The 21,706-nt window shown below is 69.9% G+C and carries 16 protein-coding genes and 1 pseudogene; 7 read left to right on the top strand and 10 right to left on the bottom strand.

Annotated features, from left to right (window positions below; translation table 11 throughout):
* The first annotated feature begins 26 nt into the window (after nucleotides 1–26).
* Nucleotides 27–944 carry an EamA family transporter gene (locus DMC64_RS26015; RefSeq protein ID WP_125735647.1) on the top strand — a complete coding sequence of 306 codons (918 nt, stop codon included), beginning with the start codon at nucleotides 27–29 and terminating at the stop codon, nucleotides 942–944.
* Here DMC64_RS26015 and DMC64_RS43555 read toward each other — a convergent pair.
* The 4 genes and pseudogenes from DMC64_RS43555 to DMC64_RS26000 all read right to left on the bottom strand — a co-directional run bounded on the left by DMC64_RS43555 (nucleotide 901) and on the right by DMC64_RS26000 (nucleotide 9,862).
* A complete protein-coding gene (locus DMC64_RS43555) occupies nucleotides 901–3,582 on the bottom strand; it encodes an SDR family NAD(P)-dependent oxidoreductase (protein ID WP_255432742.1) in 2,682 nt (893 codons plus the stop codon). The two genes, DMC64_RS26015 and DMC64_RS43555, sit on opposite strands and share 44 nt — an antisense overlap.
* A 145-nt stretch (nucleotides 3,583–3,727) precedes the next feature.
* A pseudogene (locus DMC64_RS43550) lies at nucleotides 3,728–7,195 on the bottom strand (beta-ketoacyl synthase N-terminal-like domain-containing protein); the annotation flags it as partial.
* An 82-nt stretch (nucleotides 7,196–7,277) separates the two neighbouring features.
* On the bottom strand, nucleotides 7,278–8,117 hold the full coding sequence (locus DMC64_RS26005) for an acetylxylan esterase (RefSeq protein WP_125735646.1): 840 nt from the start codon (nucleotides 8,115–8,117) through the stop codon (nucleotides 7,278–7,280).
* A gap of 530 nt (nucleotides 8,118–8,647) precedes the next feature.
* A complete protein-coding gene (locus DMC64_RS26000) occupies nucleotides 8,648–9,862 on the bottom strand; it encodes a cytochrome P450 (protein WP_125735645.1) in 1,215 nt (404 codons plus the stop codon).
* 133 nt (nucleotides 9,863–9,995) lie between these two features.
* On the opposite strand from DMC64_RS26000, the gene DMC64_RS25995 reads away from it, so the two are divergent.
* The gene (locus tag DMC64_RS25995) at nucleotides 9,996–10,928 is read left to right on the top strand and encodes an ATP-binding cassette domain-containing protein (RefSeq protein ID WP_125735644.1); all 933 of its coding nucleotides are present in this window, start codon (nucleotides 9,996–9,998) and stop codon (nucleotides 10,926–10,928) included.
* Nucleotides 10,925–11,668: an ABC transporter permease gene (locus tag DMC64_RS25990; protein WP_037346317.1), complete on the top strand. Its 744-nt coding sequence runs from the start codon at nucleotides 10,925–10,927 to the stop codon at nucleotides 11,666–11,668. The genes DMC64_RS25995 and DMC64_RS25990 overlap by 4 nt, the downstream gene beginning before the upstream one ends.
* Here the strand turns inward: DMC64_RS25990 and DMC64_RS25985 are convergent.
* The 3 genes from DMC64_RS25985 to DMC64_RS25975 form a co-directional block, all read right to left on the bottom strand.
* The gene (locus DMC64_RS25985; protein ID WP_125735643.1) at nucleotides 11,652–14,777 is read right to left on the bottom strand and encodes a BTAD domain-containing putative transcriptional regulator; all 3,126 of its coding nucleotides are present in this window, start codon (nucleotides 14,775–14,777) and stop codon (nucleotides 11,652–11,654) included. The two genes, DMC64_RS25990 and DMC64_RS25985, sit on opposite strands and share 17 nt — an antisense overlap.
* Nucleotides 14,778–14,809: 32 nt before the next feature.
* Entirely contained in the window at nucleotides 14,810–15,361 is a 552-nt protein-coding gene (locus DMC64_RS25980; protein WP_037346323.1) for a YbhB/YbcL family Raf kinase inhibitor-like protein, read from the bottom strand.
* 341 nt (nucleotides 15,362–15,702) lie between these two features.
* Nucleotides 15,703–16,488, bottom strand: a complete 786-nt coding sequence (locus DMC64_RS25975; protein WP_233629810.1) for an NBR1-Ig-like domain-containing protein — start codon at nucleotides 16,486–16,488, stop codon at nucleotides 15,703–15,705.
* Nucleotides 16,489–16,719: 231 nt separating this feature from the next.
* On the opposite strand from DMC64_RS25975, the gene DMC64_RS25970 reads away from it, so the two are divergent.
* A complete protein-coding gene (locus DMC64_RS25970; RefSeq protein WP_125735642.1) occupies nucleotides 16,720–17,538 on the top strand; it encodes a peptidoglycan-binding protein in 819 nt (272 codons plus the stop codon).
* 46 nt (nucleotides 17,539–17,584) lie between these two features.
* Here DMC64_RS25970 and DMC64_RS25965 read toward each other — a convergent pair whose 3' ends face one another.
* Entirely contained in the window at nucleotides 17,585–18,259 is a 675-nt protein-coding gene (locus DMC64_RS25965; protein ID WP_125735641.1) for a helix-turn-helix domain-containing protein, read from the bottom strand.
* Nucleotides 18,260–18,380: 121 nt separating this feature from the next.
* Here DMC64_RS25965 and DMC64_RS25960 point away from each other — a divergent pair, with 121 nt between their 5' ends.
* Nucleotides 18,381–19,196: an oxidoreductase gene (locus DMC64_RS25960; RefSeq protein ID WP_125735640.1), complete on the top strand. Its 816-nt coding sequence runs from the start codon at nucleotides 18,381–18,383 to the stop codon at nucleotides 19,194–19,196.
* 1 nt (nucleotide 19,197) lies between these two features.
* On the opposite strand, the gene DMC64_RS25955 is transcribed toward DMC64_RS25960, so the two are convergent.
* A complete protein-coding gene (locus tag DMC64_RS25955; protein ID WP_233629809.1) occupies nucleotides 19,198–19,440 on the bottom strand; it encodes a hypothetical protein in 243 nt (80 codons plus the stop codon).
* A 40-nt stretch (nucleotides 19,441–19,480) separates the two neighbouring features.
* Entirely contained in the window at nucleotides 19,481–20,098 is a 618-nt protein-coding gene (locus DMC64_RS25950) for a TetR/AcrR family transcriptional regulator (protein WP_125735639.1), read from the bottom strand.
* 67 nt (nucleotides 20,099–20,165) lie between these two features.
* On the opposite strand from DMC64_RS25950, the gene DMC64_RS25945 reads away from it, so the two are divergent.
* Entirely contained in the window at nucleotides 20,166–20,795 is a 630-nt protein-coding gene (locus DMC64_RS25945; RefSeq protein ID WP_125735638.1) for an MSMEG_1061 family FMN-dependent PPOX-type flavoprotein, read from the top strand.
* 4 nt (nucleotides 20,796–20,799) lie between these two features.
* Nucleotides 20,800–21,696 carry a PDR/VanB family oxidoreductase gene (locus DMC64_RS25940; RefSeq protein ID WP_199755105.1) on the top strand — a complete coding sequence of 299 codons (897 nt, stop codon included), beginning with the start codon at nucleotides 20,800–20,802 and terminating at the stop codon, nucleotides 21,694–21,696.
* Nucleotides 21,697–21,706 lie beyond the last annotated feature (10 nt).

The raw sequence follows: 21,706 nt of genomic DNA, 5'->3' as shown, positions 1-21,706 counted from the left end.
GTTGAGATTATCAGTGAGGAGACATCATGGCGATCATCGCCGAGCGGCCCGTCGTCCCGGCGGAACCGGCGGCCGCGAAACCGACGCTGCGTGACGCCGGGCTCGCCGCGCTGGCCCCGGCCAGCTGGGGCACCGTCTACGTCGTCACCGCGACCCTGTTGCCCCCGGACCGGCCGTTGCTGGCCGCCGCGCTGCGGGCGCTCCCGGCTGGGCTGCTCCTGCTGGCACTGACCCGGCGGCTCCCGCACGGGTCGTTGTGGTGGAAGACGACGGTGCTCGGAATGCTCAACTTCGGCGCCTTCCTGCCATTGATCTTCTTCGCCGCGTACCGCCTCCCCGGCGGGGTCGCCGCGACCCTCGGCGCCCTGCAACCCCTGCTGGTGGCGCTGCTCGCGCTCCCGATGCTCCGCGTCCGGACCCCGGCGCCGATCCTGCTCGCCGCGATCGCCGGCGCCGGCGGGGTCGCGCTGCTGACCCTTTCGTCGGAAGCCCGGCTCGACCCGCTCGGCTTGGCCGCCATGCTCACCGCCGTCGGGCTCATGGCCGTTTCCCTGATCCTGACCAAGAAATGGGGCCGCCCTGAGCATCCGCTGGCGATGACCGGCTGGCAGCTGACCCTCGGCGGCATCGTCCTCGCCCCGGCGACGCTGCTGTTCGAAGGGCTCCCGAGCTCGCTGACGACGGCGAACCTGATCGGCTACGGCTACATCGGCATCGTCACCACCGCGCTGGCGTACCCGCTGTGGTTCCGCGGCATCGACCGGCTCGCCCCGGCGTCGGTCTCCCTGCTGACGTTGACCAACCCTCTCGTCGCCACGGCCGCGGGATTCCTGGTGCTGGGCCAGACCCTCACCGGCTGGCAGCTCACCGGATTCGCCGTCGCGCTCACCGCGTTGACGCTCAGCCAGACCCTCGCCCGGCCCGGTCGCGCAGGTGCCCGGTGAGCTCCATGACGGTCGGATGGTCGAACAGGACGCGGGCGGGGAGCTCGACGCCGGTCAGCTCCCGGAGCCGCGTCCGCAGATCGATGACGGCCAGGGAATCGAGCCCGAGTTCGGTGAACGGCTTGTCCACGGGGATCGTGCCCGGATCGTGGTGGCCGAGGACCTCGGCGAGTTCCACCCGCAGCAGCTCGCGCAGTTCCCGCTCCGTGGGCTGATCCGGCCAGCGCCGGCCGGGTGACGGCGGCGCGGGTCTCGCGGCGGGGCGGCCGAGTCCGTCGGCGATCGGGGGCAGACCGGCGGCGGTGGGGTCGAGCCGGGCGGCGATCAGGACCGGTTCGGCGTGTCCGAGCGCGGCGTCGAACAGCGCCATTCCCTGCTCCAGGGTCAGCGCGGCCACCCCGGAGGTCTGGATGCGATGCCGCGCCGCTTCGGGGATCTTCGAGCCGAGGCCGATCTCCAGATCCCAGAGACCCCAAGCGATCGACGTCGCGGGAAGCCCCTCCGCCCGCCGTCGTACGGCCAACGCGTCGAGGTAGCGGTTCGCCGCCGCGTAGTTCGCCTGTCCCGCGTTGCCGAAAGTGCCGGCCAGTGAAGAAAAGAGCACGAAAGCCGACAGGGGGAGATGCCGGGTGGCCTCGTGCAGGATCGTCGCGGCGTCGGCCTTCGGGCGGAAGACGGTGTCGATCCCGGCGGTCGTCTGCGCGGTGAAGGCGGCATCGGTGACGACGGCGGCGGAATGCACCACGGCGGTCAGCGGCGGATCGCACGAGTCGACCAGTCGCCGGACGAAGGCCGGATCGGCGATGTCGCCGTCGACGATCCGCACGTCGGCGGGCAGCCCGCGGAGCTCGTCCGCACCGGGCGCGGCCGGGCCGCGGCGGCTGACCAGCAGCAGATGCCGGACCCCGTGCGCGGACACGAGATGCCGGGCCAGTGCCCCGCCGAGCGCGCCGGTGCCGCCGGTGATCAGCACGGTCCCGGCCGGGTCGATCGGACGGCCGGACGCGGGCGCGGTGCGGGCGATCCGCAGCGCGTGCGGTACGCCGTCCCGGATCGACAGCTGGGGTTCGGGGTTGCCGCCGACTAGTTCGCGCACCTGCTCCACCGGGAGCGCGGTGTCGACCACGGTGACCAGGCCGCGGTACTCGCTCGACGCGGCGGCCCCGAGCCCGAAGAGGGCGGCCGACGCCGGATCGGCCGCGTCGCGGGTCACGACGATGGTGCGTTCCCCGCGCGGAAGGGTGTCCTGCAGCGCGGTGAGCGCGCTCCGGACGTCTTCGGTCTCGACGATCCGGACGTCGTCGGCGCGCGCGGCCGGGACGGGGATCCAGCGCGGCGCGTAGAGCATCGTGTTCCCGGCGGGCAGCGGACGGGTGAGCAGGGATTCCACCACCGCGACGGGTGTTCCGGTCGGGTCGAAGAGTTCGACGCGGACTTCGCCGGGGCCGGACCGTACACAGTGGACTCGCGCCCGGCGCGCGACGGGGGCGAACACGTGGACGCCGCTCCAGAAGAACGGCACGCGTGCTTCGTCTCCGGGCGCTCCGGCCATCGCGAGGGTGTGCACCGCCGCGTCGAGCAGCACGGGATGCAGGGCGAACCGGCCGTCGACGTCTTCGGCGAGCGCGATGTCGGCGAACAGTTCGTCGCCGTCCTGCCACAGTCCGGTCACCGCGCGGAACGCGGGACCGTAGTCGAGGGCCGCGTAAGCCCGGTCCAGGTCGACCGGTTCGGTGGCGGAAGGCGGCCACTCGCCCTTCCATGGCTGTGCGAAGACCTCGGAAGTCCCCAGACGGCCGGTGGCGTGCCGCGTCCAGGTGTCGGAATCCTTGGCGTAGATGTCGATCCGGGGTCCGTCCACGACCACTTGGAGCGCGACGTCTTCGGTACGGCCGAGCCGCAGCGGTGCCTCGATCGTCAGCTCGGCCACGTTCGTTCCGCCCGCGTGGACGGCGAGTTCGACGAAGGCACTGGCCGGGAACAGTGTCGCGCCGCCGACGACGTGGTCGGCGAGCCAGCCGTGCGTGCGGACGCCCGCCGAGCCGCCGTGCACGACCCTGGGCGAGTCGGGGGCGACGAGCGCCGGGCCCAGCATCGCATGGCCGTCGTGGCTCCGGCGCGGTTGCGGATCGAGCCAGAACCGCTCGCGCTGGAAGGGATACGTCGGCAGCGTCACCCGGCGGGCGCCGCTGCCGTCGAAGACGGATCGCCACGACACGGGCACGCCGGCGGTGTGCAGCTCGCCCGCCGCCTCCAGGACGCTCCGGCTAGTGTCCATAGTGGACACAGTAGGCAGGACCGCGCCCGCCGCCCTGCTCAGCACGGCGGACGGGCCGATCTCCAGGCAGATGGCGGTTTCCGTCGCGACGACGGTGTCCAGCGCGTCGGCGAACCGGACCGTTTCCCTGGCGTGCCGCACCCAGTACTCCGGGTCGACGCCGGTGATCGCGCGGCCGGTCAGGCCGGAGATCAGGGTCGTCTCCGGTGCGCGGTAGGTCAGCCCGGCGGCGACGTCGTGGAATTCGGCGAGCATCGGATCGATCAGCGGCGAGTGGAACGCATGACTGACGCGCAGGCGCGTGGAACCCGGCCACTGGGCCGCGATCGCTTCGGTCACGCTCGCGGCTCCGGACAGCACAAGGGATCGAGGGCCGTTGACGGCGGCGATCGCGACCTGGTCGGCGAACTCCCCGACCAGCGGGGCGACTTCGGCCTCGGCCGCCCCGGACGGCGATCATGACGCCGCCCGGCGGCAACGCGGCCATCAGACGGCCGCGCGCGGCCACGAGGACTCCGGCGTCCTCAAGGGACAGGACACCGGCGACGTGCGCGGCGGCGATCTCGCCGATCGAGTGCCCGGCGACCGCGCCGGGCCGGATACCCCAGGATTCCAGCAGCCGGTACAGGGCGACTTCGTGGGCGAACAAGGCGGCTTGCGCGTGATCCGTCCGGTCGAGCAGTTCTCCGCCTTCGAACGCGACTTCACGGACTCCGCCGCCGAGCGCCTCGCACGCCGCGTCGAACGCCTTGCGGAACACCGGGAACCGCTCCGACAGTTCCTTGCCCATTCCCGCGCGCTGCGCGCCCTGCCCGCTGAACAGGAACGCCGCGGCCGCCGGTCCGCGCACGGTCCGGCCCCGGCGTTCGCCCGTGGCGAGGGCGCGCAACGCGGCGAGATCGCCGGACGGGACCAGCGCGCGATGCTCCAGCGCGGAGCGGGTTGCGAGGGTGAACGCGACGTCGTCTTCGTCCCGGCCGCCCACGGTCGCCAGCAACCGGGAGGCGGCGGCTCGCAGGGCGCCGTCTCCGGCGGCGCTCAGCAGCCACGGCGCTCCGAGAGACGCAGGCGTTCCATTTTCCGGCGAGGGCGGCGCTTCCGAGACGAGAACGTGCGCGTTGGTGCCGCCGATCCCGAACGCGGAGACCCCGGCGTGCCGCGGTTTCGGTCCGGCACGCCATTCCCGGCCTTCGGCGAGCAGGCGCACGTCGCCCGCGGACCAGTCGACGCGAGGGCTCGGCTCGTCGGCGTACAGCGACGGCGGCAAATGCCCGTGCCGCAAGGCTTCCACCATCTTGATCACCCCGGCGACGCCCGCCGCGGCCTGGGTGTGCCCGATGTTGGCCTTCACCGAGCCGAGCCACAGCGGCCGGTCACGTCCGCCACCGTAGGCGGCGATGAGGGCTTCCGCCTCGATCGGATCGCCGATCGGGGTGGCCGTTCCGTGCCCCTCCACCGCGTCGACGTCGGCCGGGGACAGACCGGCGTCGGCCAGCGCGGACGCGACGACCGCGCGCTGGGCCCGCCCGCTCGGCGCGGTCAGCCCGTTCGACGCGCCGTCGGAGTTGACGGCCGAACCACTGAGCAACGCCTGCACCGGATGCCCGTTCCGGCGGGCGTCCGACAACCGCTCCAGGAGGATGACACCCGCCCCCTCGGACCACGCCGTGCCGTCGGCGCCCGCCGCGTAGGAGCGGCATCGGCCGTCCGGCGAAAGGCCGCGCTGGCGGCTGAATTCGAGGAACGTGCGCGGGGAGGACATCACCGTCGCGCCACCGGCCACGGCGAGCGAACACTCCCCGGCACGGAGCGCGCGCACGGCCCAGTGCAGTGCCACCAGCGACGAGGAGCAGGCGGTGTCGACGGTGACCGCCGGGCCGTTCAGCCCGAAGGTGTAGGAGATCCGGCCTGACGCGAGCGCGTGCGAGGACCCGATGCCCAGCCGCCCCTCCATCCGATGCCCTTCGAAGCGGCTGGCGTAGTCCTCGTTCATCACGCCGACGAACACCCCGGTGTCGCTTCCGCGCAGCGTGGCGGTGTCGAGACCGGCGCGTTCGAACAGCTCCCACGACGTCTCCAGCAGCAACCGTTGCTGAGGGTCGGTCGACAGGGCCTCTCGCGGCGACATCCCGAACAGGGCGGGGTCGAAATCCAGGGCGTCGTACACGAATCCGCCGCGGCGGGTGGTGGAACCGCCGAGCCGGCCGGGGTCCGGGTCGTATCGGACGGAGTGCTCCCAGCCCCGGTCGGTGGGGAAGTCGCCGGTCGCGTCGACGCCGCCGGCCACCAGGTTCCACAGGTCTTCGGGCGAGGTCACGCCGCCGGGGAACCGGCACGCGGTCGCGACGACGGCGATCGGTTCGTCGTCGCGAACGGGGACGGTTCTTCTCGTGGCGGGTCTGCTTTCCCCGGCCAGAAGCCGTTCGAGCTCGGCGATGACCGCGGCCGGGGTCGGGAAGTCGTAGACGAGCGCTTGGGGGAGGGGCAATCCGGTCGCTTCGGCCAGCCGGTGCCGCAACTGCACTCCGCTCACCGACGTCAGGCCCAGTTCGGCGAACGGCCGGTCGCGCCACCGCTCACCGATGTCGCACAGTTCGGCGATCGCCTCGCGCACCAGCGTTTCCACCTCGGGCGGCGGAACGCGCAAATCCTTCCGCAGCGCCTTCCCCGACGGTGTCCGGGGGAGGCGTTCGACGAGGTGGAAGGCGACCGGAACCTTGTACGCGGAGAGCCGGTGGCGGCACAGGCGGCGCACCTCGTCGAGATCCGGCTCGTCGGAGACGAGGAACGCCACCGGGACCGCGCCGAGGACCTCGTCGGGTCTTCCGGTCACCAGAACGTCTTTGATGCCAGGGACTTCGGCGATGACCGCCTCGATCTCCGTCGGGTGCACGTTCTGGCCGCCGCACACGATGACATCGTCGGCGCGGCCTTCGAGGATGAGCCGTCCCTCGGCGAGACCGCCCACATCACCGGTCCGGTACCAGCCGTCCGGCCCCGCGGCGCTCGGCGCCACGCCGGGTCCGCGCACTTCGATCTGCTCGTCGACGACGCGGATCTCCATGCCCGGCACCGGTGTCAGATGATCCTCGCCGGGGAGCTGGACGGCGATCTTGCCACTGGTCTCCGTGCTGCCGTAACCGTCGAGGACTTCGATGCCGAACAGTTCCCGGACGGCGGCGCGAGTCGGCGCGGTGCACGGCGAGCCTCCGGAGAGGCACAGTCGTGGCGCGGGGAGAACGCCGCGAACCTCCTGACGCAGATTCAGAAACGTCGCCGGAACACCGGCGAGGACACTGCCGGGGAACGCGGTGAGCGCCCCGCGCAGATCGCGGTCGACGATCCTCGTGTGCGTGCCCAGCACGATCGTCCCGGCGAAGGCCAGCGACAACGCGTACGCGTGGTGCAACGGTAGCGGCCACAGAACGGTGTCTTCGCCGGAGATCCCGTACATCGGGCCGTAGCAGGCGGCCGACGACCAGAGCATCGCGCGCTGGGTCGTCAGCACGCCTTTGGGGCGGCCGGTCGTGCCGGAGGTGTAGAGCAGCCAAGCGGGTTCGTCGAGGCCGAGATCGTCTCGCGGTCCACCCCGCGGGGGCGACGGCTCGTCCTCGACGAACACCACTCGTAACCGGAGCTTTCGCGCGAGTTCCGCGTGCCTGGCTTCCGTGATCAGCAGAACGGCGCCGGAATCGTCGGCGACGCGGGCGAGTTCGGCCGCGGTCGACCGCGCGCTCACCGGAACGCCGACCCCGCCCGCCCGCAGCACCGCCAGGCCGTACTCGGCGAATTCGACGCGACCGCCGACGTGGATGAGCACCCGTTCGCCGCGGGCGATCCCGAGCCCCGCCGCCAGGCGGCCGCTCGACTCCAGCAGTTCCCCGAAGGTCAGGGTCCGGTGCTCGTCGGTGAACGCCGGCCGAGCGGACTGCCGTTCGCGTAACAAGGTCACCAGCGGGCGGATCTCGGTCATCCTTCGAAGGTATAGGCGCGCGGGTCCGCGCGGCGACGTGCTTTCCTTCCCGAACGGGCACTTTTCGCCGACGGATCGCGCATCAGGCGGCCTTCTTGTTCCGCTCGGTCGCGGACCAGCCGTCGTCGTCCTGGTCGAGACCGGAAACGGTGCCGTAGAAGACACTCTCGGCGTTCTGGTCACCGGAGAGGTGGAACCGCAGCCACGCGGTGATGGCGCCGATGAGCCGGTAACGGGTGTCGCCCTGGAGGAAGTGCGTGGCGCCCTTCAGCTGGCCGTACACGGCGGGAACCTGGTCACAGGCAAGGAAACGGCTGCGCACGTAGAAGGCGGGCACGACGACGTCCGCCTGCCCGGACACGAAGAAGGCGGGTCCGTGCAGCTTGTTCACGTTGCCCTGCGGTCCGGGCATGATCGGCAGCGTGGTCTTGACGAGCGGATCCGCCCCGGCCGCGATCGCGCCGCCCCCGCCTTGCGAATGCCCGGCGGCGGCGATCTTCCCGGTGGCGATCCGGCCCTGGAAGACGCTGCCCGCACGGGAATTCTCCGCGGTCAGGTATCGGGCGCCCGCCAGCATCTCCTCGCCGGACCCCGACTGGCCGGTGTTCGCGGCCGCGACGACGTAACCCCAGCTCGCGAGATGGGTGAACAGCTGCTCGTACTGGTCGACGGTGGCGTTCGTGCCGTTGCCCCAGATCAGCACGGGATGCTCGGTGCCGTCCGAGGCGATGTCGGCCGGGTAGTAGAGGGTGTGCGCCGGACCGCCCGCCGCCTTGACCGCCTGGTGTGGCCCCGCTTTCTCGTACACGCGCGGACTGGTCGGGGCGGCGGCGGATGCGGCGACGGCGGTCTGCGGGACCACCGTCGCCGACACGGCCAGTGCCAGCACGGTCAGCAATGCCCTGCGGCTCAAGGAACGCATGGTGTCTCCGAACGGTTTCGAGGAGTGATGTCGTGATCATTCCAAGCGGAGCGCCTGTTGTTTCCTGGAAGTTCCCCAGAATCGCGGGCGGGCGGATTGTGAACGGTGACAATCGGTGGAACGGAATGAATACGGGTACTTATTCAACCGCGGTTGATCGCAAGTCCGTGAAGGCATCCTTGCCTACCTTCAGGGTAGGGAAGGATGCCTTCACGGACTTGTCGATCGCCACCCGCGGCTCTGCAACACCACTACTCCCAGCAGTCACCGCGCCCGCGCGTGAAGGACTCCTTTCCTCGGCTCAGCCGAGGGAAGGCGTCCTTCACGTCTTCCCCAAGTACATGAAGGCCCCCTTCACTGCGTCTAGCGCAAGGAAGGGGGCCTTCACAGACTTCACGATCGCCACCCGCGGCCCTGCAACACCACCAGTCCCGGCAGTCACTGCGACTGCGCGTGAAGGACTCCTTCGCTCGGCTCAGCCGAGGGAAGGGGGCTTCACGTACTTGCAGGGGCGAGCGAGCGTGGTAGGCCTACGCAGTCCAGGTGACCGGAAGCTCGTGCACGCCGTAGATGTTCATGTCGGTCTTCAGCTTGACCTCCTCGGCGGGCACGGCCAGCGCGAGCGTCGGGAAACGGCGCAGCAGTCCCTCGAAACCCGCGCGCATCTCGATCCGCGCCAGCTGCTGCCCGAGGCACTGGTGGATGCCGTGCCCGAACGACAACAGACCGCGGGCGTTGCGGTGCAGGTCCAAGGCGTCGGGGTTTTCGAACCGCCGCGGATCGCGGTTGGCGGCCAGCAGCGAGATGATGACCGTCGATCCCGCGGGGATCGTTTCGCCGCCGAGCTCCAGATCCTCCGTGGCGTACCGGAAGAAGATGTCGGCGACGGACAGGTAGCGCAGCAGTTCTTCGACGGCGCCGGGGAGCAACTCCGCGTCGGCCCGCAGTTCGGCGAGCTGCTCTGGGTGCTCCAGGAGCGCGAAGGTGCCCAGCGCGAGCATGTTCGCGGTGGTCTCGTGTCCCGCGAACAGCAGCAGGAACGCGGCGCCCGCCAGCTCCTCGATGGTGAGGTCTTCGTGGCGGCCGAGGTCGGACAGGATGTCGTCCTCGGGCGTCTCGCGTTTGCGGGTGACCAGTTCGGTGAGGAACGTGTTCATCCCGATGAACGCGGCCATCTTCTCCTCCAGCGTCTGGTCCCTGACCATGAGCTGCGCGGAGTTGGCCTGGAAGCTCTCGCGGTCCTCGTAGGGGACGCCGAGCAGTTCGCAGATCACCAGCGACGGCACCGGCAGCGCGAACTCCTTGACCAGGTCGATCGGCGGAGTCAGGTTCGCCATCGCGTCCAGCCGCCGTTCGGTGATCTCGACGATGTGCTCTTCGAGCTGCTTCATCCGCTTCACGGTGAAGGCGCCGGTCAGCCGCTTCCGCAGCCGGCCGTGGTCCGGCGGATCCATCGCGACGAACATGCCCGGCATCGGCGGCGACGGTTCGGTCGGGGTGGGCATCCCCGTCTCGTACGGCACGTGCAGGATGCCGATGTCCTGGCGCGAGCTGAAGCGGGTGTCGGCCATCATCTGCCGGACCTCGTCGTAGCCGGTGACGAGCCAGCCCTCGTGACCGTCGGGGAAGACCATGGGACTCACCGGGCGGGCCTCACGCAGCCGGGTGATCTCGCGGGGCGGGTCGAAGGGCCCCGCGTCGCGCTCCATCGGGAGGCCCTGCGGGACGGGAACCGTCTGAGTCATCGCTTCGCCTTTCGTGGTGGTTGTGACGGCCACTCTCCCCGCGAGGCCTGACATCCGGCTGACACGGCGCTGACACCACCCGTGTCAGCGGCGTGGCGGGGCCGTGTCAGCGCGGCCGCCCAAAGTGGTGCCCATGAACGACACAGCGATCGCGGTCTCCGGACTGCGCAAGACCTTCGGCGACAAGGTCGTGCTCGACGGCATAGACCTCGAAGTCCAGGCGGGCACCATCTTCTCCCTGCTCGGCCCGAACGGGGCGGGGAAGACCACGACGGTGAACCTGCTGACCACCCTGATGAAGGCCGACGGCGGCACCGCGAAGGTCGCGGGCCACGACCTGGTGACCGAGGCCAAGGCGGTGCGTGCCGCGATCGGCGTCACCGGCCAGTTCGCGGCGGTCGACGAACTGCTGACCGGCCAGGAGAACCTCCAGCTGATGGTGGACCTGAGCCGCGGGAAAGCGGGCAAGAACGTCGTGTCCGAGCTGCTGGAACGCTTCGACCTGGTGGAATCGGCGCGCAAGCCGGCGTCGACCTACTCCGGCGGTATGCGCCGGAAGCTGGATCTGGCGATGACGCTCGTCGGCGATCCGCGGATCATCTTCCTCGACGAGCCCACCACGGGCCTGGACCCGCGCAGCCGTCGCACGATGTGGTCGATCATCCGCGAGCTGGTGGCGGGCGGCGTGACCGTCTTCCTCACCACCCAGTACCTCGAGGAAGCCGACCAGCTCGCCGACCGGATCGCGGTCCTCGACCAGGGCCGCCTGGTCGCACAGGGCACGCCCGCCGAGCTCAAGCGCCGGATGCCCGGCACGCACGTCCGGCTCCACTTCACCACCGTCGCCGAACTCGACGCGGCGGCGCGGATCTTCCCCGGCGCCACTCGCGACGACGAGGAACTCGACCTGCGGATCCCCAGCGACGCCGGGACGAAATCCCTGCGCTCGCTGCTCGACCGGCTCGACGAGTACTCGATCGCCGCCGAGGAGTTCTCCGTCCACACCCCTGATCTCGATGACGTTTTCCTCGCCCTGACCGGCCACGACACGGAGGCAGCCCGATGAACTCCCCCTCGACGGTGATGTTGCGCCGTAACTTCAAACACCTCGTCCGCAATCCGACCTCGGTGTTCAACGCGATCCTGATGCCGGTGGTGATGATGCTGATGTTCGTCTACGTCTTCGGGGACGCGTTCAGCGTCGGCGTCGACTACATCGACTACGCGACACCGGGTTTGATGCTGCTGGCCGTCTGCTACGGGCTCGGGGCCACCGCGACCGCGGTGAACTCCGACATGACCAAGGGCATCATCAACCGGTTCAAGGTCATGGACGTCTCCCGCGGCGCCGTGCTGACCGGGCACGTCATCGCCAGCGTGCTGACCAACCTGGTCGCCATCGCGGCGCTCACCGGGGTGGCCTTCCTGCTGGGCTTCTCGCCGGCGGCCGGTTTCCTCGACTGGCTCGGCGTGGTCGGCATCGTCGTCCTGCTCGGTTTCGCGGCGGCCTGGCTCACGGTTGCGCTGGGACTGGCGGCGAAATCCCCGGAAACCGCGGGAATGGCCTCGGTTCCGCTGGTCATGCTGCCGTTCTTCAGCAGCGCGATCGTGCCCGCCGAGAAGATGGGACCGGGACTCCGGGAGTTCGCGGAGTACCAGCCCTTCACGCCGATCATCGAGACCTTGCGCGGGCTTCTCAACGGGGCACCGGCCGCGGGCGACGTGCTCCCAGCGCTGGGCTGGTGCGCCGGGATCGCGCTCGCCGGATACCTGTGGGCGTCCTCGACGTTCAAGAAGCGAGCGTGACCTCGGCCAGCTGTTTCCAGTCCGTCGCAGCGCCTTCTCGCGCCGCCTCCGCGAACTTCGCTTCGCCGAGGCGGCGCAGCGCTGTCTCCTCGACGCGGGTCACGTCAGGACGGGACCGGTCCGGCAGCCCGCGCAGTTCGTCGGCCGCCCCGAGCAGCCGCGCGGCCTGTTCGGGATCGTCCTGGCGCAGGGCCAGATCGGCGATCCCGACGAGCACGTGGGCGATCAAGGGCTGGTACTGCACTTCACGTGCCGCCTGATAGGCCGATTCCCGGTGGTCACGGGACCGGCCGGGATCGTCGGTGAAGTAGCCGCGAAGGTCGTGGGTGATGGCGCGGACGTGTCCCAATCCCGCTTCGTCGCCCATCACGGTCGTCGCGAAGTCGAGCTGCTTCGCCGCTTCCTCGGTTTCACCGCGCCAGTGGGCGAGTTCCGCCTGCGAAAGGGCGAACATGCCCAGGGCGCCCGGCCAGGTGACCCGCTCGGCACGCCGTTCCGCATCGGCCGCGGCGGCCGCGCTGGCCTCTTCGTCGCCCATCAGCCAGAACAGCTGTGCCTGCCGCGACCGCAGCCGGATCAGGTCCTCGACGGAACCGACCTCGGTCACCACCGTGACCGCCTGTTCGTAGTACTCGCACGCGGTGGCGAACTCGCCGCGCGTGGCGAGCCGGTCCGCCAATTCGGTCAGGGCGAACGAGATCCCGAACCGTTCGCCGATGGCCCGGAACTCCGCGAGCGCCCCCTCGAGGTATTCGTCCGCCTCCCGGCCGGGATGGCCGAGCGAGACCCGCATCTTGCCGAGGTGCAGCCTGCCCAGCGCGCGGACCCAGGGGTTTTCGTCCGCCAGCACCGGTTCCCACGCGGACAGCGCGTCTTCACCCGCCAGCATGCGTTCCAGCGGGACGACGAGGCCCAGCAGCGGATGCTTCTTCTCGGTGCGCGTGCCCAGCCGGTACGACTCGTGGATCCACTTCGCCGCGGTGTGTTCGTCGGCGAAACCGGAGCTCACGAAGAGCGAGACGAGCCCGTACACGACGGCCGCGATCTCTTCCGGTACCTCGCCCGGCGTTTTGACGGCCGCGCTGACCAGTTCCATGCCTTCCGTGCGGTGCCCGCTGAGCCACCAGTACCAGCCGCAGGCCGCCGCGAGCCGCATCGCTTCCGGCGCTTCGCCCGCCGTGAGGGCGCCGCGCATCGCGGCGGTGATGTTGTCGTGCTCGGCGTTGAGCTTGGCGAGCCATTCCAGCTGCTCGGCCTGGCGGAGCATCGGCTCGGCGGCCTCGGCGAGGCCGGTGAAATACGCGAGATGCGCGTGGCGTGCCAGCAGCGTTCCGTCCGCCTCGGCGAGCCGTTGCGCGGCGTACTCCTTGATCGTGCCGAGCATCCGGTAGCGCGGAGCCTCGTCGCCCGCGGAGACCAGCAACGATTTCTCGGTCAGCGCGGTGAGCAGTTCGAGGACCTCGTACTCCTCGACGGCCTCGCTGACGCAGACCCGCTCGGCCGCTTCCAGGCTCGCCCCGCCCGAGAACACCGAAAGACGGCACAGGACCGTCCGTTCGGCGTCGGACAGCAGCTCCCAGCTCCAGTCGACCATGGCGCGCAACGTCCGGTGCCGGGGCAGCGCGGTCCGGCTGCCGCCGGTGAGCAGGCGGAACCGGTCGTCGAGCCGGTTCGCGAGCTGCTCGACGGACATCGTGCGCAGCCTGGCCGCGGCCAGTTCGATCGCCAGCGGCATCCCGTCCAGGATCCGGCACACACGCGCCATCGTGTCGAGAGTGCTCTTGTCGGCCACGAAATCCTTGCGCACCGCGCTCGCCCGGTCCCGCAGCAACCGGACGGCGGGGGAGGCTTCGATCTCGCCGGGGGCGGCGTGCCGGTCCGGGACGGCAAGCGGCACGACGTGCCACAGCGTCTCGCCGGTGATGCCGAGCGGCTCCCGGCTCGTCGCCAGGATCCGGAGACGACGGCATTCCCCGAGCACCCGATGGGCGAAGGCGGCGGCCGCCTCGATCACGTGCTCGCAGTTGTCCAGGATCAGCAGGACTTCCCGATCGCGGATCGCGGCGACGACCCGCTCGGCGGGTTCGGCGTTGGAAGAGTCGCCGAGCAGCGCGTCCCGCAGGCCCAGCGCCGCGAGCGTCGCTTGAGCTACGTCATCGTCCGGGCCGATGGCCGCGAGCTCCACCAGCCACGCCCCGTCCGGGAGGTCGCCGAGTACGGTGCGCGCGGTTTCCGTGGCCAGCCTGGTCTTCCCCGAACCGCCGGGCCCGATCAGGGTGGTGAGCCGGTGCTCGGCGACGAGCTCGCGGACCTTGGCGACGTCGTCGTCCTTGCCGACGAAGCTGGTCAGCTCGGCGCGCACGTTGGTCTTGCGGTTCTCCTCGCGCCGTCCCAGCTCGCCCCGCAGCAGCTGGACGTGCACTGCGGACAGTTCCGGCGAGGGGTCGACGCCGAGCGCGTCGGCCAGTGCTTCCCTCGTGCGCTGGTAGACGAGCAGCGCTTCGGTGTCGCGGCCGGTCGCCGCGAGGGCCCGCAGCAACGCGGCGACGAGCCGCTCGCGCAGCGGGTGCGCGGCCACCAGATCGGTCAGCTCGGTGACCAGGTTCGCGCCGTGCCCGAGGTCGAGTTCCGCGTCGAACCGGTCCTCCAGCGCCGTCAGGCGAAGCCCTTCGAGCCGGGTGACCGCGGCGTCGAACGCGCCACTGTCCTGCAGGCCGACGTCCTGCATGGCCGCCCCGCGCCACAGCCCGAGCGCCTCGCGCAGCCGCCTCGGCTCCTCGTCGCCGCGGGCCTGCTCGATGAGCCGCTCGAAGCGCACGGCGTCGACGTCTTCGGGCGTCACCTTCAGCCGGTAGCCGTCGGTCTGTCCCTCGACGACGCCGTCCGGGAGCACCTTCCGCAGCCGGGAAACCAAGCGCTGCAAGGCGTTCGTCGCGTCGGCCGGGGGCTGCTCGCCCCAGATCCAGTCCACGAGCGACGCTTTCGGGACCACCCGGCCCGGCTCGAGCGCGAGGGCGATCAACAGCCCGCGCAGCCGTGCGCCCGGCACGTCGGCGAGCCCGCCGTCGTGCGTGTGCACCTCGAAGGGCCCCAGCATCCCGATCCGCATTGGGCCGATTTTGCCACGGGTGACCAGGGGACTTACGACTCGCCGGTGATCCTCGCCGAACCGATCGAAGCCGCGGTGATCGCCCTGGCGGCGGCCTGGGTCGACGAACCTGAGTTCAGGCCGGTGAGCGAAGCGCGGTCGAGAGCGTGCACGACGAACTCGTAGGTGTTCACGGTCGAGGGCGAGCACGGGCCCTGGTAGCCGTAGAGGCTGGCGCTGCCGCGGTAGTAGACCTGCCTGGAGCCGGCGGGCACCGGCGGCCGGTAGACGTGCTGGACGTTCTGGGGGAGCGAGGCCGTGGATGCCGGGATGTCGTAGATGACCCAGTGGATGAGGTTGGCGTTGTCGAGGTCGCGCATGACGATCGCGTAGCTCTTCGCCGCGGCGGGAGCGCCCGACCAGGCCAGCGGTGGCGACTCGTTCTTCTTGGCCGGATCGTTCCCGCCGCCGCTGGTGCACTCGTGCACCTTGGGTATGAGGCCGCCGTTGGCGAACGCGGTGCTGGACAGGGTGAACGCGTTTTGCGCCGCCGACGCCGCGGGGGAAAGACAGGCGGCGCCGAGGGCGAACAGGGCGCAGAACACGATTCTCGTTGCTCTCACTGGAGTCTCCCGAGGCCGTTTGTGGTTCTCGTGCGCGGAATTCAGCGTAGGGAGCCCGGAAAGCGGCGGCTAGCGCACTTTTCCGGCCGAACGAGGTGTTTTCCCCGGGCTCAGGCGCGTCTCATGCGTGATCAGAGGCGTAACTCGCGTGATTGCACGGCGAACTCGCGTGATTGAAGGGCGAACTCGCGTGATTGGGAGGCGAACACGCGGGGAACCGGATCCGCCGCGTGATCGCCGTCCGGACACGCGAGTTCCGCTTTCAATCACGTGAGTTCCGCTTTCAATCACCTGAGTTCCGCCTCGGGGCACGCGAAAACGGCTCAGGCGCGCACGAGCACCGAGAAGTAGATCGGCCTGCTGGCCGGGAAGAGTTCCTGGTTCTCCTCGTCGACCATCTTCCAGAAGACCTTGCAGTCGGCGGGCGCGGTCGGCGGGGCGCTCACGGTGACCGTCACCTGGACGTTTCCCTGCGGGGCGGTGTCGTTGACCGGGATCCGGTCCGGGGTGCGGCAGGCGCCGGGCGCGACCGGGAGGTCGGTGCGGCGCAGATACCGCTTCCGCCATTCGACGGTGCCGGTGTTCTTGAGCTCCCACACCTTCACGAACTGGCTGCCCGGTTTGACCACGGTGTCGTCGGGGATGGTGACGTCGGCGACGAACTTGCTCGCGTCACCGGGATGGGGCGGCACGGACGGCTCCTGCGCGTCCGGCAGCAGGACGACCACGACGGCGGCGATCGCGGCGACGGCGACGAGGGCGAGCGTCACCAAGAGGAGTTTGGACCGCGACCGCGGCGCGGGATCCGGTTCGCGATCCGCGGCGAGCACGAGCTGGACACCCTGCCATCGGGCGTGCCATTCCTCTTCGTCACCGTCGCAGGCGCGGACGAACTCCCGGACCGTCTCCCACGGCTGCAACCGCTTGCCGGTGACGGTGAGATGCAGGGTCGCGTGGGACACCGCGCCGGACTTCGCGGCCATCTTCCGGAAGGACGGCTCCCCGGCTCGCGTCCGGAGCTTCCGCAGCTCCTCCATGAACGCTTCGAGCTCCGGCGCCCGTTCTCCTGTTCGCGGTTCCGGCACGCTCCCCCTCGCGATCGTGTCCACCGTGACAACGCTTTTCGTCACTCTTCGCGGCTTGGTGACTATATCGCGAAGAGTGTCCGGATCGCCGCGCCGACCAGCGGAAGCGGCCCGCCGCAGGCGCTGTCAAACGCTGTCAACCTGCGGTTTTTGACGTCAGACGTTGTGTACAGGCGGTTCCGGGTGACACCGCTTCCGGGCCAGTGTCGGTCATGAGCTGCTCACGGGGAGCAGCCATCGAGTGAAGGAGCAGTCATGCGCAAGGTGGCAACCGCCGCGATGTTCGCCGCTCTGTCCGGGGCCACGCTGGGGATGACGGCGGCACAGCCCGCGGTGGCCGCACCCTCGGTCAACATGGAGGCCGTGGTCAAGGCGGCCATGTGGGATCCGTACAAGGCCGACCAGTCGATCACGCCGGGTTCCGGGGAGAGCGTCAAGGTGGTCGAGCAGGCGCTGGCCGCGAAGAACCTGCTCGACAAGAAGCAGGTCGACGGGCACTTCGGCACCTCGACGGTGACCGCGTACCAGAAGTACCAGAAGTCGCTCGGGCACAGCGGCCTCGCCGCGAGCGGTCTGCCGGGCAAGGGCTCGCTGACCGAACTGGGCAAGGGCCGCTACACGGTGACCGCGCCGATCGGCGTCGGCTCGAAGACCAGCCTGGACGGCAAGACGGTCAACAAGCGCACGGCCGACATGATCGCGGCCGCGGAGAAGAAGGCCGGGGTCAAGTTCACCATCACGCAGGGCTCGTACAACGCCGGCGGGGTGGGCGCTTCGGGCGGTACGCACGACGGCGGCGGCGCGGTCGACATCTTGGTGAACAACCTCCCGAACAAGACCGCCGCGGTGAAGGCGCTGCGCGAGGTCGGGTTCGCCGCGTGGCACCGCACGCCGAGCCAGGGCGACTGGGTCGAGCACATCCACGGCATCGCGATCAGCGACACCGACATGTCGCCGCAGGCGCAGGCCCAGGCCGGTGACTACTTCAAGGGCCTCAACGGGCTGGCGAGCCACGCCAAGGACGACGGCCCCAAGGTGAAGAAGGTGACCTGGGAGGAATTCAAGCGTGGGTGACGCCACGACGTTCCGGACGGGCGGGCGGCTTCGGTCGCCCGCCCCGTCAGCGTGGGCCGGTCCGGCGCCAGTGTTCGGCCGCCTCGCCCATGTCCTCGCGCAGATGCCGGAAGAACCGGCTGGTGGCGTCCAGCCGGGCGCCCGCCGGGCCGTCGAGCAGGGCGGCACCTCGCCGGGTGACCTCGGCCCATTGGGTCATCGCTTCGAGACTCGTCTGCCAGGCGCGGTAGCCGAAGTCGTCGTCGATGACGTATCGCTGCCGTCTGCCGTCACGCTCGCGAGTGATCAGGCCGCGTTGTTCGAGCCAGCCGACGGCCTTGGACACCGACGCGGGGCTGACCTCCAGCCCGGCCACCAGTTCGGCGGCGGTAGCGCCACCGGAATCCGCGGTGAACAGGCACGCCAGAACCCTGGCCATCATCGCCGGTACGCCGGTCGCGGCCATCGTTTCGGCGAATTCTGTTTCGAAGTCGCGCAGCGTTTCCGGGGGTTGTGGTTTTTCCGGCGCCGGGCCGGGTTTGCGGCGGCGCGCCCGCCATCGCGTCGCCTGCTGCGCCTGATCCGCCCGGTAACCGTGGGCGCCGCCGTTGCGTGCCACCTCACGGATCACGGTCGATTTGGGGCGGTCCATCCGGCGGGCGATCTCGGCGTAGGCGAGCCCCGCCGCCAGCCCCGACGCGATCTGCCCGCGTTCGTCGCGGGTCAAACGGTTTCCCGGCACCCGTCCTCCGGTGCATTCAGTGTCATGGTCATTGCATCGATTCTAGTTTCTATGTTGCAGCAGTAGGAAAAATGAGCCTACGGTTTCTTTGTAAGCGAAGAAATCAGGAGGTGCACCCGGAATGACGGCCAAGGTATGCCTGGTCACCGGAGCTTCGTCGGGGATCGGCCACGCCACCGCGCTGGAACTCCTGCGCGCCGGGCACATCGTCTACGGCGCCGCGAGGCGTGTGGAGAAGATGGACGACCTCCGCGCGGCGGGCGGTCAGGTGCTCAAGATGGACGCTCGGAACGAGGACGATCTCCGCCGAGCGGTCGGCACCGTTCTCGACGAGCGGCAACGAATCGACGTGCTGGTCAACAACGCGGGGACCGTGCTGCACGGCGCCGTCGAGGACGTGCCGCTCGACAGCGCGCGCGACCAGCTCGAAGTCAATCTCCTCGCGCCCGCCAGGCTCGTTCAGCTCGTCCTGCCCGCCATGCGGGGCAGGCGATCCGGCACGATCGTCAACGTCTCGTCGATCGGCGGCGAGATCTCCTTGCCGTTCGGCGCTTGGTACTACGCGTCCAAGCATGCGCTCGAAGCCTTCTCCGACACGCTCCGGATGGAGGTCGAGCCCTTCGGCATCGACGTCGTCATCATCCAGCCGGGCATCATCAAAACCGAGTTCGAAGACCAGACTTCCGCACAGCTGAGGGAGAATTCCGGTCACGGGGCTTACCGCGAGATGGCGGAAGCCATGGCGCGGCACGGGGAAACCGGGCTCAGCGACGGCTCCGACCCTTCCGTGGTCGTGGACGCCATCCGCCGCGCCATCGAGGCCGAGAAGCCGGAGACGCGGTACGCCGTCGGTCACCTCGCCGAGCAGCTCCTGGAGCTCAACAGGACCCTGCCGGATCGCGAGTTCGACCAGCTGGCCATGCGCGCGACGAAGTAGCTCAACCGCTCGGCTGTTTCTCGACGACCCTCCGGCGGCGAGTGCGCGCGACACCGATCCACAGCAGGACGGTGACGACGGCGCCCGGTGCCGCGGTCAGGTACACCGGCCACGCCCGGAAGCCGGACACCCACAGCATCGTGACCAGGCCGAAGGTGATCAATGTCCAGATCAGCGCGAGTGCGCCGCCTCGCCGCCGCCACCGGGCGGTGAGGCCGCGCACGCTGTCCCCAAGTCGGCTCACACCGGTGGATACCCGCTCATCGCCTGGTCAACCCCGGAAATCAGGCCCGGAGGTAACCGGTGATCATCGCCACCAGCTCGTTCTCGAGGCGCGTGACGTCGATGGAGCCGGGCGAGGCGATGAGCTGGTGCACGGTCAGCTCCACGGTCGACGCGACGAGCCGGGCGGCGGTGTCCTTGTCCCGCACGCGGACTTCGGGGTGGCCGTGGAGCAGTTCCCGCAGATCGCCGATCATCTCCCATTCCAGCCGGGTGATGCGGTCCAGCAGTTCGCCGGAACGGGGCGCCTGCTCGATCATGATCTGCAGCAGCCGCGGATCGTCGAGATGGTTCTCGATCACCGTGTGCACGAAATCCCGGATGACGGTTTCGAGCGGCTCCGGTGATTCCTTGTACCGGCGCAGCGTCTCGGTGGCCCGGTCGCCGTCGAGGTGGCGGGTCAGCAGCTCGGCCAGGATCGCGTCCTTGTTCGGGTAGTACTGATACAGCGAACCGATCGAGATCCGGGCCCGTTCGGCGATCCGGTTCGTCGTCCCGGCGGCGTACCCGAACTCGGCGAAAACGTGAGCAGCCGCGGTGAGGATGCGCTGCCTGGTGAGCTCGGCCCGGACCTGGCGAGGCTGTTTACGTGGCTGAATCCGTCGTTGCTCCGACGTCATGACACTCCCGGTGAAGCGGCGCGAAAGCGAGTAGCGAGCGGGCTGAACAATTGCTCATAATTGTGCCATGACCAGCACTGATACGCGTCCGCGCAGGCTGTCGCCCGAAGAGGTCCGTGCCCGGCTGGGGGAGCCGGAGGCCATGATCAGGGCCAAGGTCCACGACCGGATCGACCGGCACGGCCACCGGTTCATCGCCCATGCCCCCTTCATGGCGATGGCGACGTCGGACGCGACGGGCCTGCCCGACTGCTCGCCGCGCGGCGACTACCCCGGCTTCGTGAAGGTGCTCGACGAGCGCACCCTGGCGATCCCCGACCGGCCGGGCAACAAACTCGCCGACTCGTTCCGCAATCTCGCGGAGAACGACGGCATCGGCCTGATGTTCGTGGTCCCCGGCGTGCGGGAGGTGTTCCGGGTCAACGGCCGCGCCTATCCCACCGACGAGCCGGACGTGCTCGCCAGGATGCGCACCGAAGGCAAACCGGCGATTCTGGCGATCGTCGTGGACGTGGTGGAGACCTTCTTCCACTGCGGCCGCGCGCTGATCCGGTCCCGGCTCTGGGATCCCGCGAGTCAGGCGCTGGCCGACGAATTGCCGTCCGTCGGCGAGGTCGCCGCCGAGCAGATGGGTCCCGGCGTCGATCCCGCGGTGCTGCAGACCATGCTCGAGACCGGCTACCGGCAGTTGTACTGAGGTGATCCCGTTGACGCAGAAGACCGTGCTCGACCGTGTGGAACCGGTCGCCGAGGATGTCGTCTCGCTCGTACTGCGCGGCGCCGAGGGACCGTTGGCGCCCTGGGAGCCGGGCGCGCATGTCGATCTGTCCCTGCCGAATTGGCTGACCCGGCAGTATTCCCTGTGCGGGGACCCGGCGGATCGCGGCAGCTACCGGGTCGCCGTCCGTCACGACCGGCTGAGCCGGGGCGGTTCGGAATACGTCCACCTGTTCCTGCGCGCGGGCCGGACCCTCGATGTCTCGTTGCCCCGCAACAACTTCCCATTGCTGCCCGCCCCGGAGTACCTGTTCATCGCGGGCGGGATCGGCATCACGCCCATCCTGCCGATGCTCGCGGCGGCGGGTGACTCGGCCAGGTTGGTGTACGTCGGCCGGTCCGAAGCGACCATGCCGTTCGCCGCCGAACTCAAGGCGGCGTACGGCGACAGGGTGCGCCTGCACACGGACGGCAGACCCGATTTCGCCGCGTTGGCGGCCGGACTCGGCCCGGACGCGCTGGTCTACTGCTGCGGCCCCGCGTCGATGCTCGACGCGGCGGAGGCGGCGTTTCCCGCGCACCGCCTTCACCTCGAACGGTTCCGGCCGGTGGCCAGGGAATTCGCGCCCGATGTGCCTTTCGAGGCGCACTGCGTTCGTTCGGGCCGGACGGTGCCGGTCGCCGCGGAGGAATCCTTGCTGGACGCCTTGAACCACGCGGGGTTCCGGATCCCGTCCGGGTGCCGTGAAGGCGTTTGCGGGAGTTGCGAGATCCGCGTCGTCGGTGGGGAACCGGAGCACCGCGACGACATCGGCGCGCCGGACGGGCGGATGTACTGCTGTGTCTCGCGTGCGTCTTCGAGGTTGGACATCGACCTCTAAACTCACGCGG

Origin of the sequence: Amycolatopsis sp. WAC 04197, from assembly GCF_003947475.1 — a bacterium.
Classification (GTDB): Bacteria; Actinomycetota; Actinomycetes; order Mycobacteriales; family Pseudonocardiaceae; genus Amycolatopsis; species Amycolatopsis japonica.
Note: the sequence above shows the minus strand (reverse complement) of the source record. Positions and strands in the feature narration are given on the sequence as shown.

Bases quoted from the DNA above. Each gene is read 5' to 3' on its own strand.
- DMC64_RS26015 (WP_125735647.1), top strand. From the start codon at position 27: ATGGCGATCATCGCCGAGCGGCCCGTCGTCCCGGCGGAACCGGCGGCC.
- DMC64_RS26005 (WP_125735646.1), bottom strand. From the start codon at position 8,117: ATGCGTTCCTTGAGCCGCAGGGCATTGCTGACCGTGCTGGCACTGGCC.
- DMC64_RS26000 (WP_125735645.1), bottom strand. From the start codon at position 9,862: ATGACTCAGACGGTTCCCGTCCCGCAGGGCCTCCCGATGGAGCGCGAC.
- DMC64_RS25995 (WP_125735644.1), top strand. From the start codon at position 9,996: ATGAACGACACAGCGATCGCGGTCTCCGGACTGCGCAAGACCTTCGGC.
- DMC64_RS25990 (WP_037346317.1), top strand. From the start codon at position 10,925: ATGAACTCCCCCTCGACGGTGATGTTGCGCCGTAACTTCAAACACCTC.
- DMC64_RS25985 (WP_125735643.1), bottom strand. From the start codon at position 14,777: ATGCGGATCGGGATGCTGGGGCCCTTCGAGGTGCACACGCACGACGGC.
- DMC64_RS25970 (WP_125735642.1), top strand. From the start codon at position 16,720: ATGCGCAAGGTGGCAACCGCCGCGATGTTCGCCGCTCTGTCCGGGGCC.
- DMC64_RS25960 (WP_125735640.1), top strand. From the start codon at position 18,381: ATGACGGCCAAGGTATGCCTGGTCACCGGAGCTTCGTCGGGGATCGGC.
- DMC64_RS25950 (WP_125735639.1), bottom strand. From the start codon at position 20,098: ATGACGTCGGAGCAACGACGGATTCAGCCACGTAAACAGCCTCGCCAG.
- DMC64_RS25945 (WP_125735638.1), top strand. From the start codon at position 20,166: ATGACCAGCACTGATACGCGTCCGCGCAGGCTGTCGCCCGAAGAGGTC.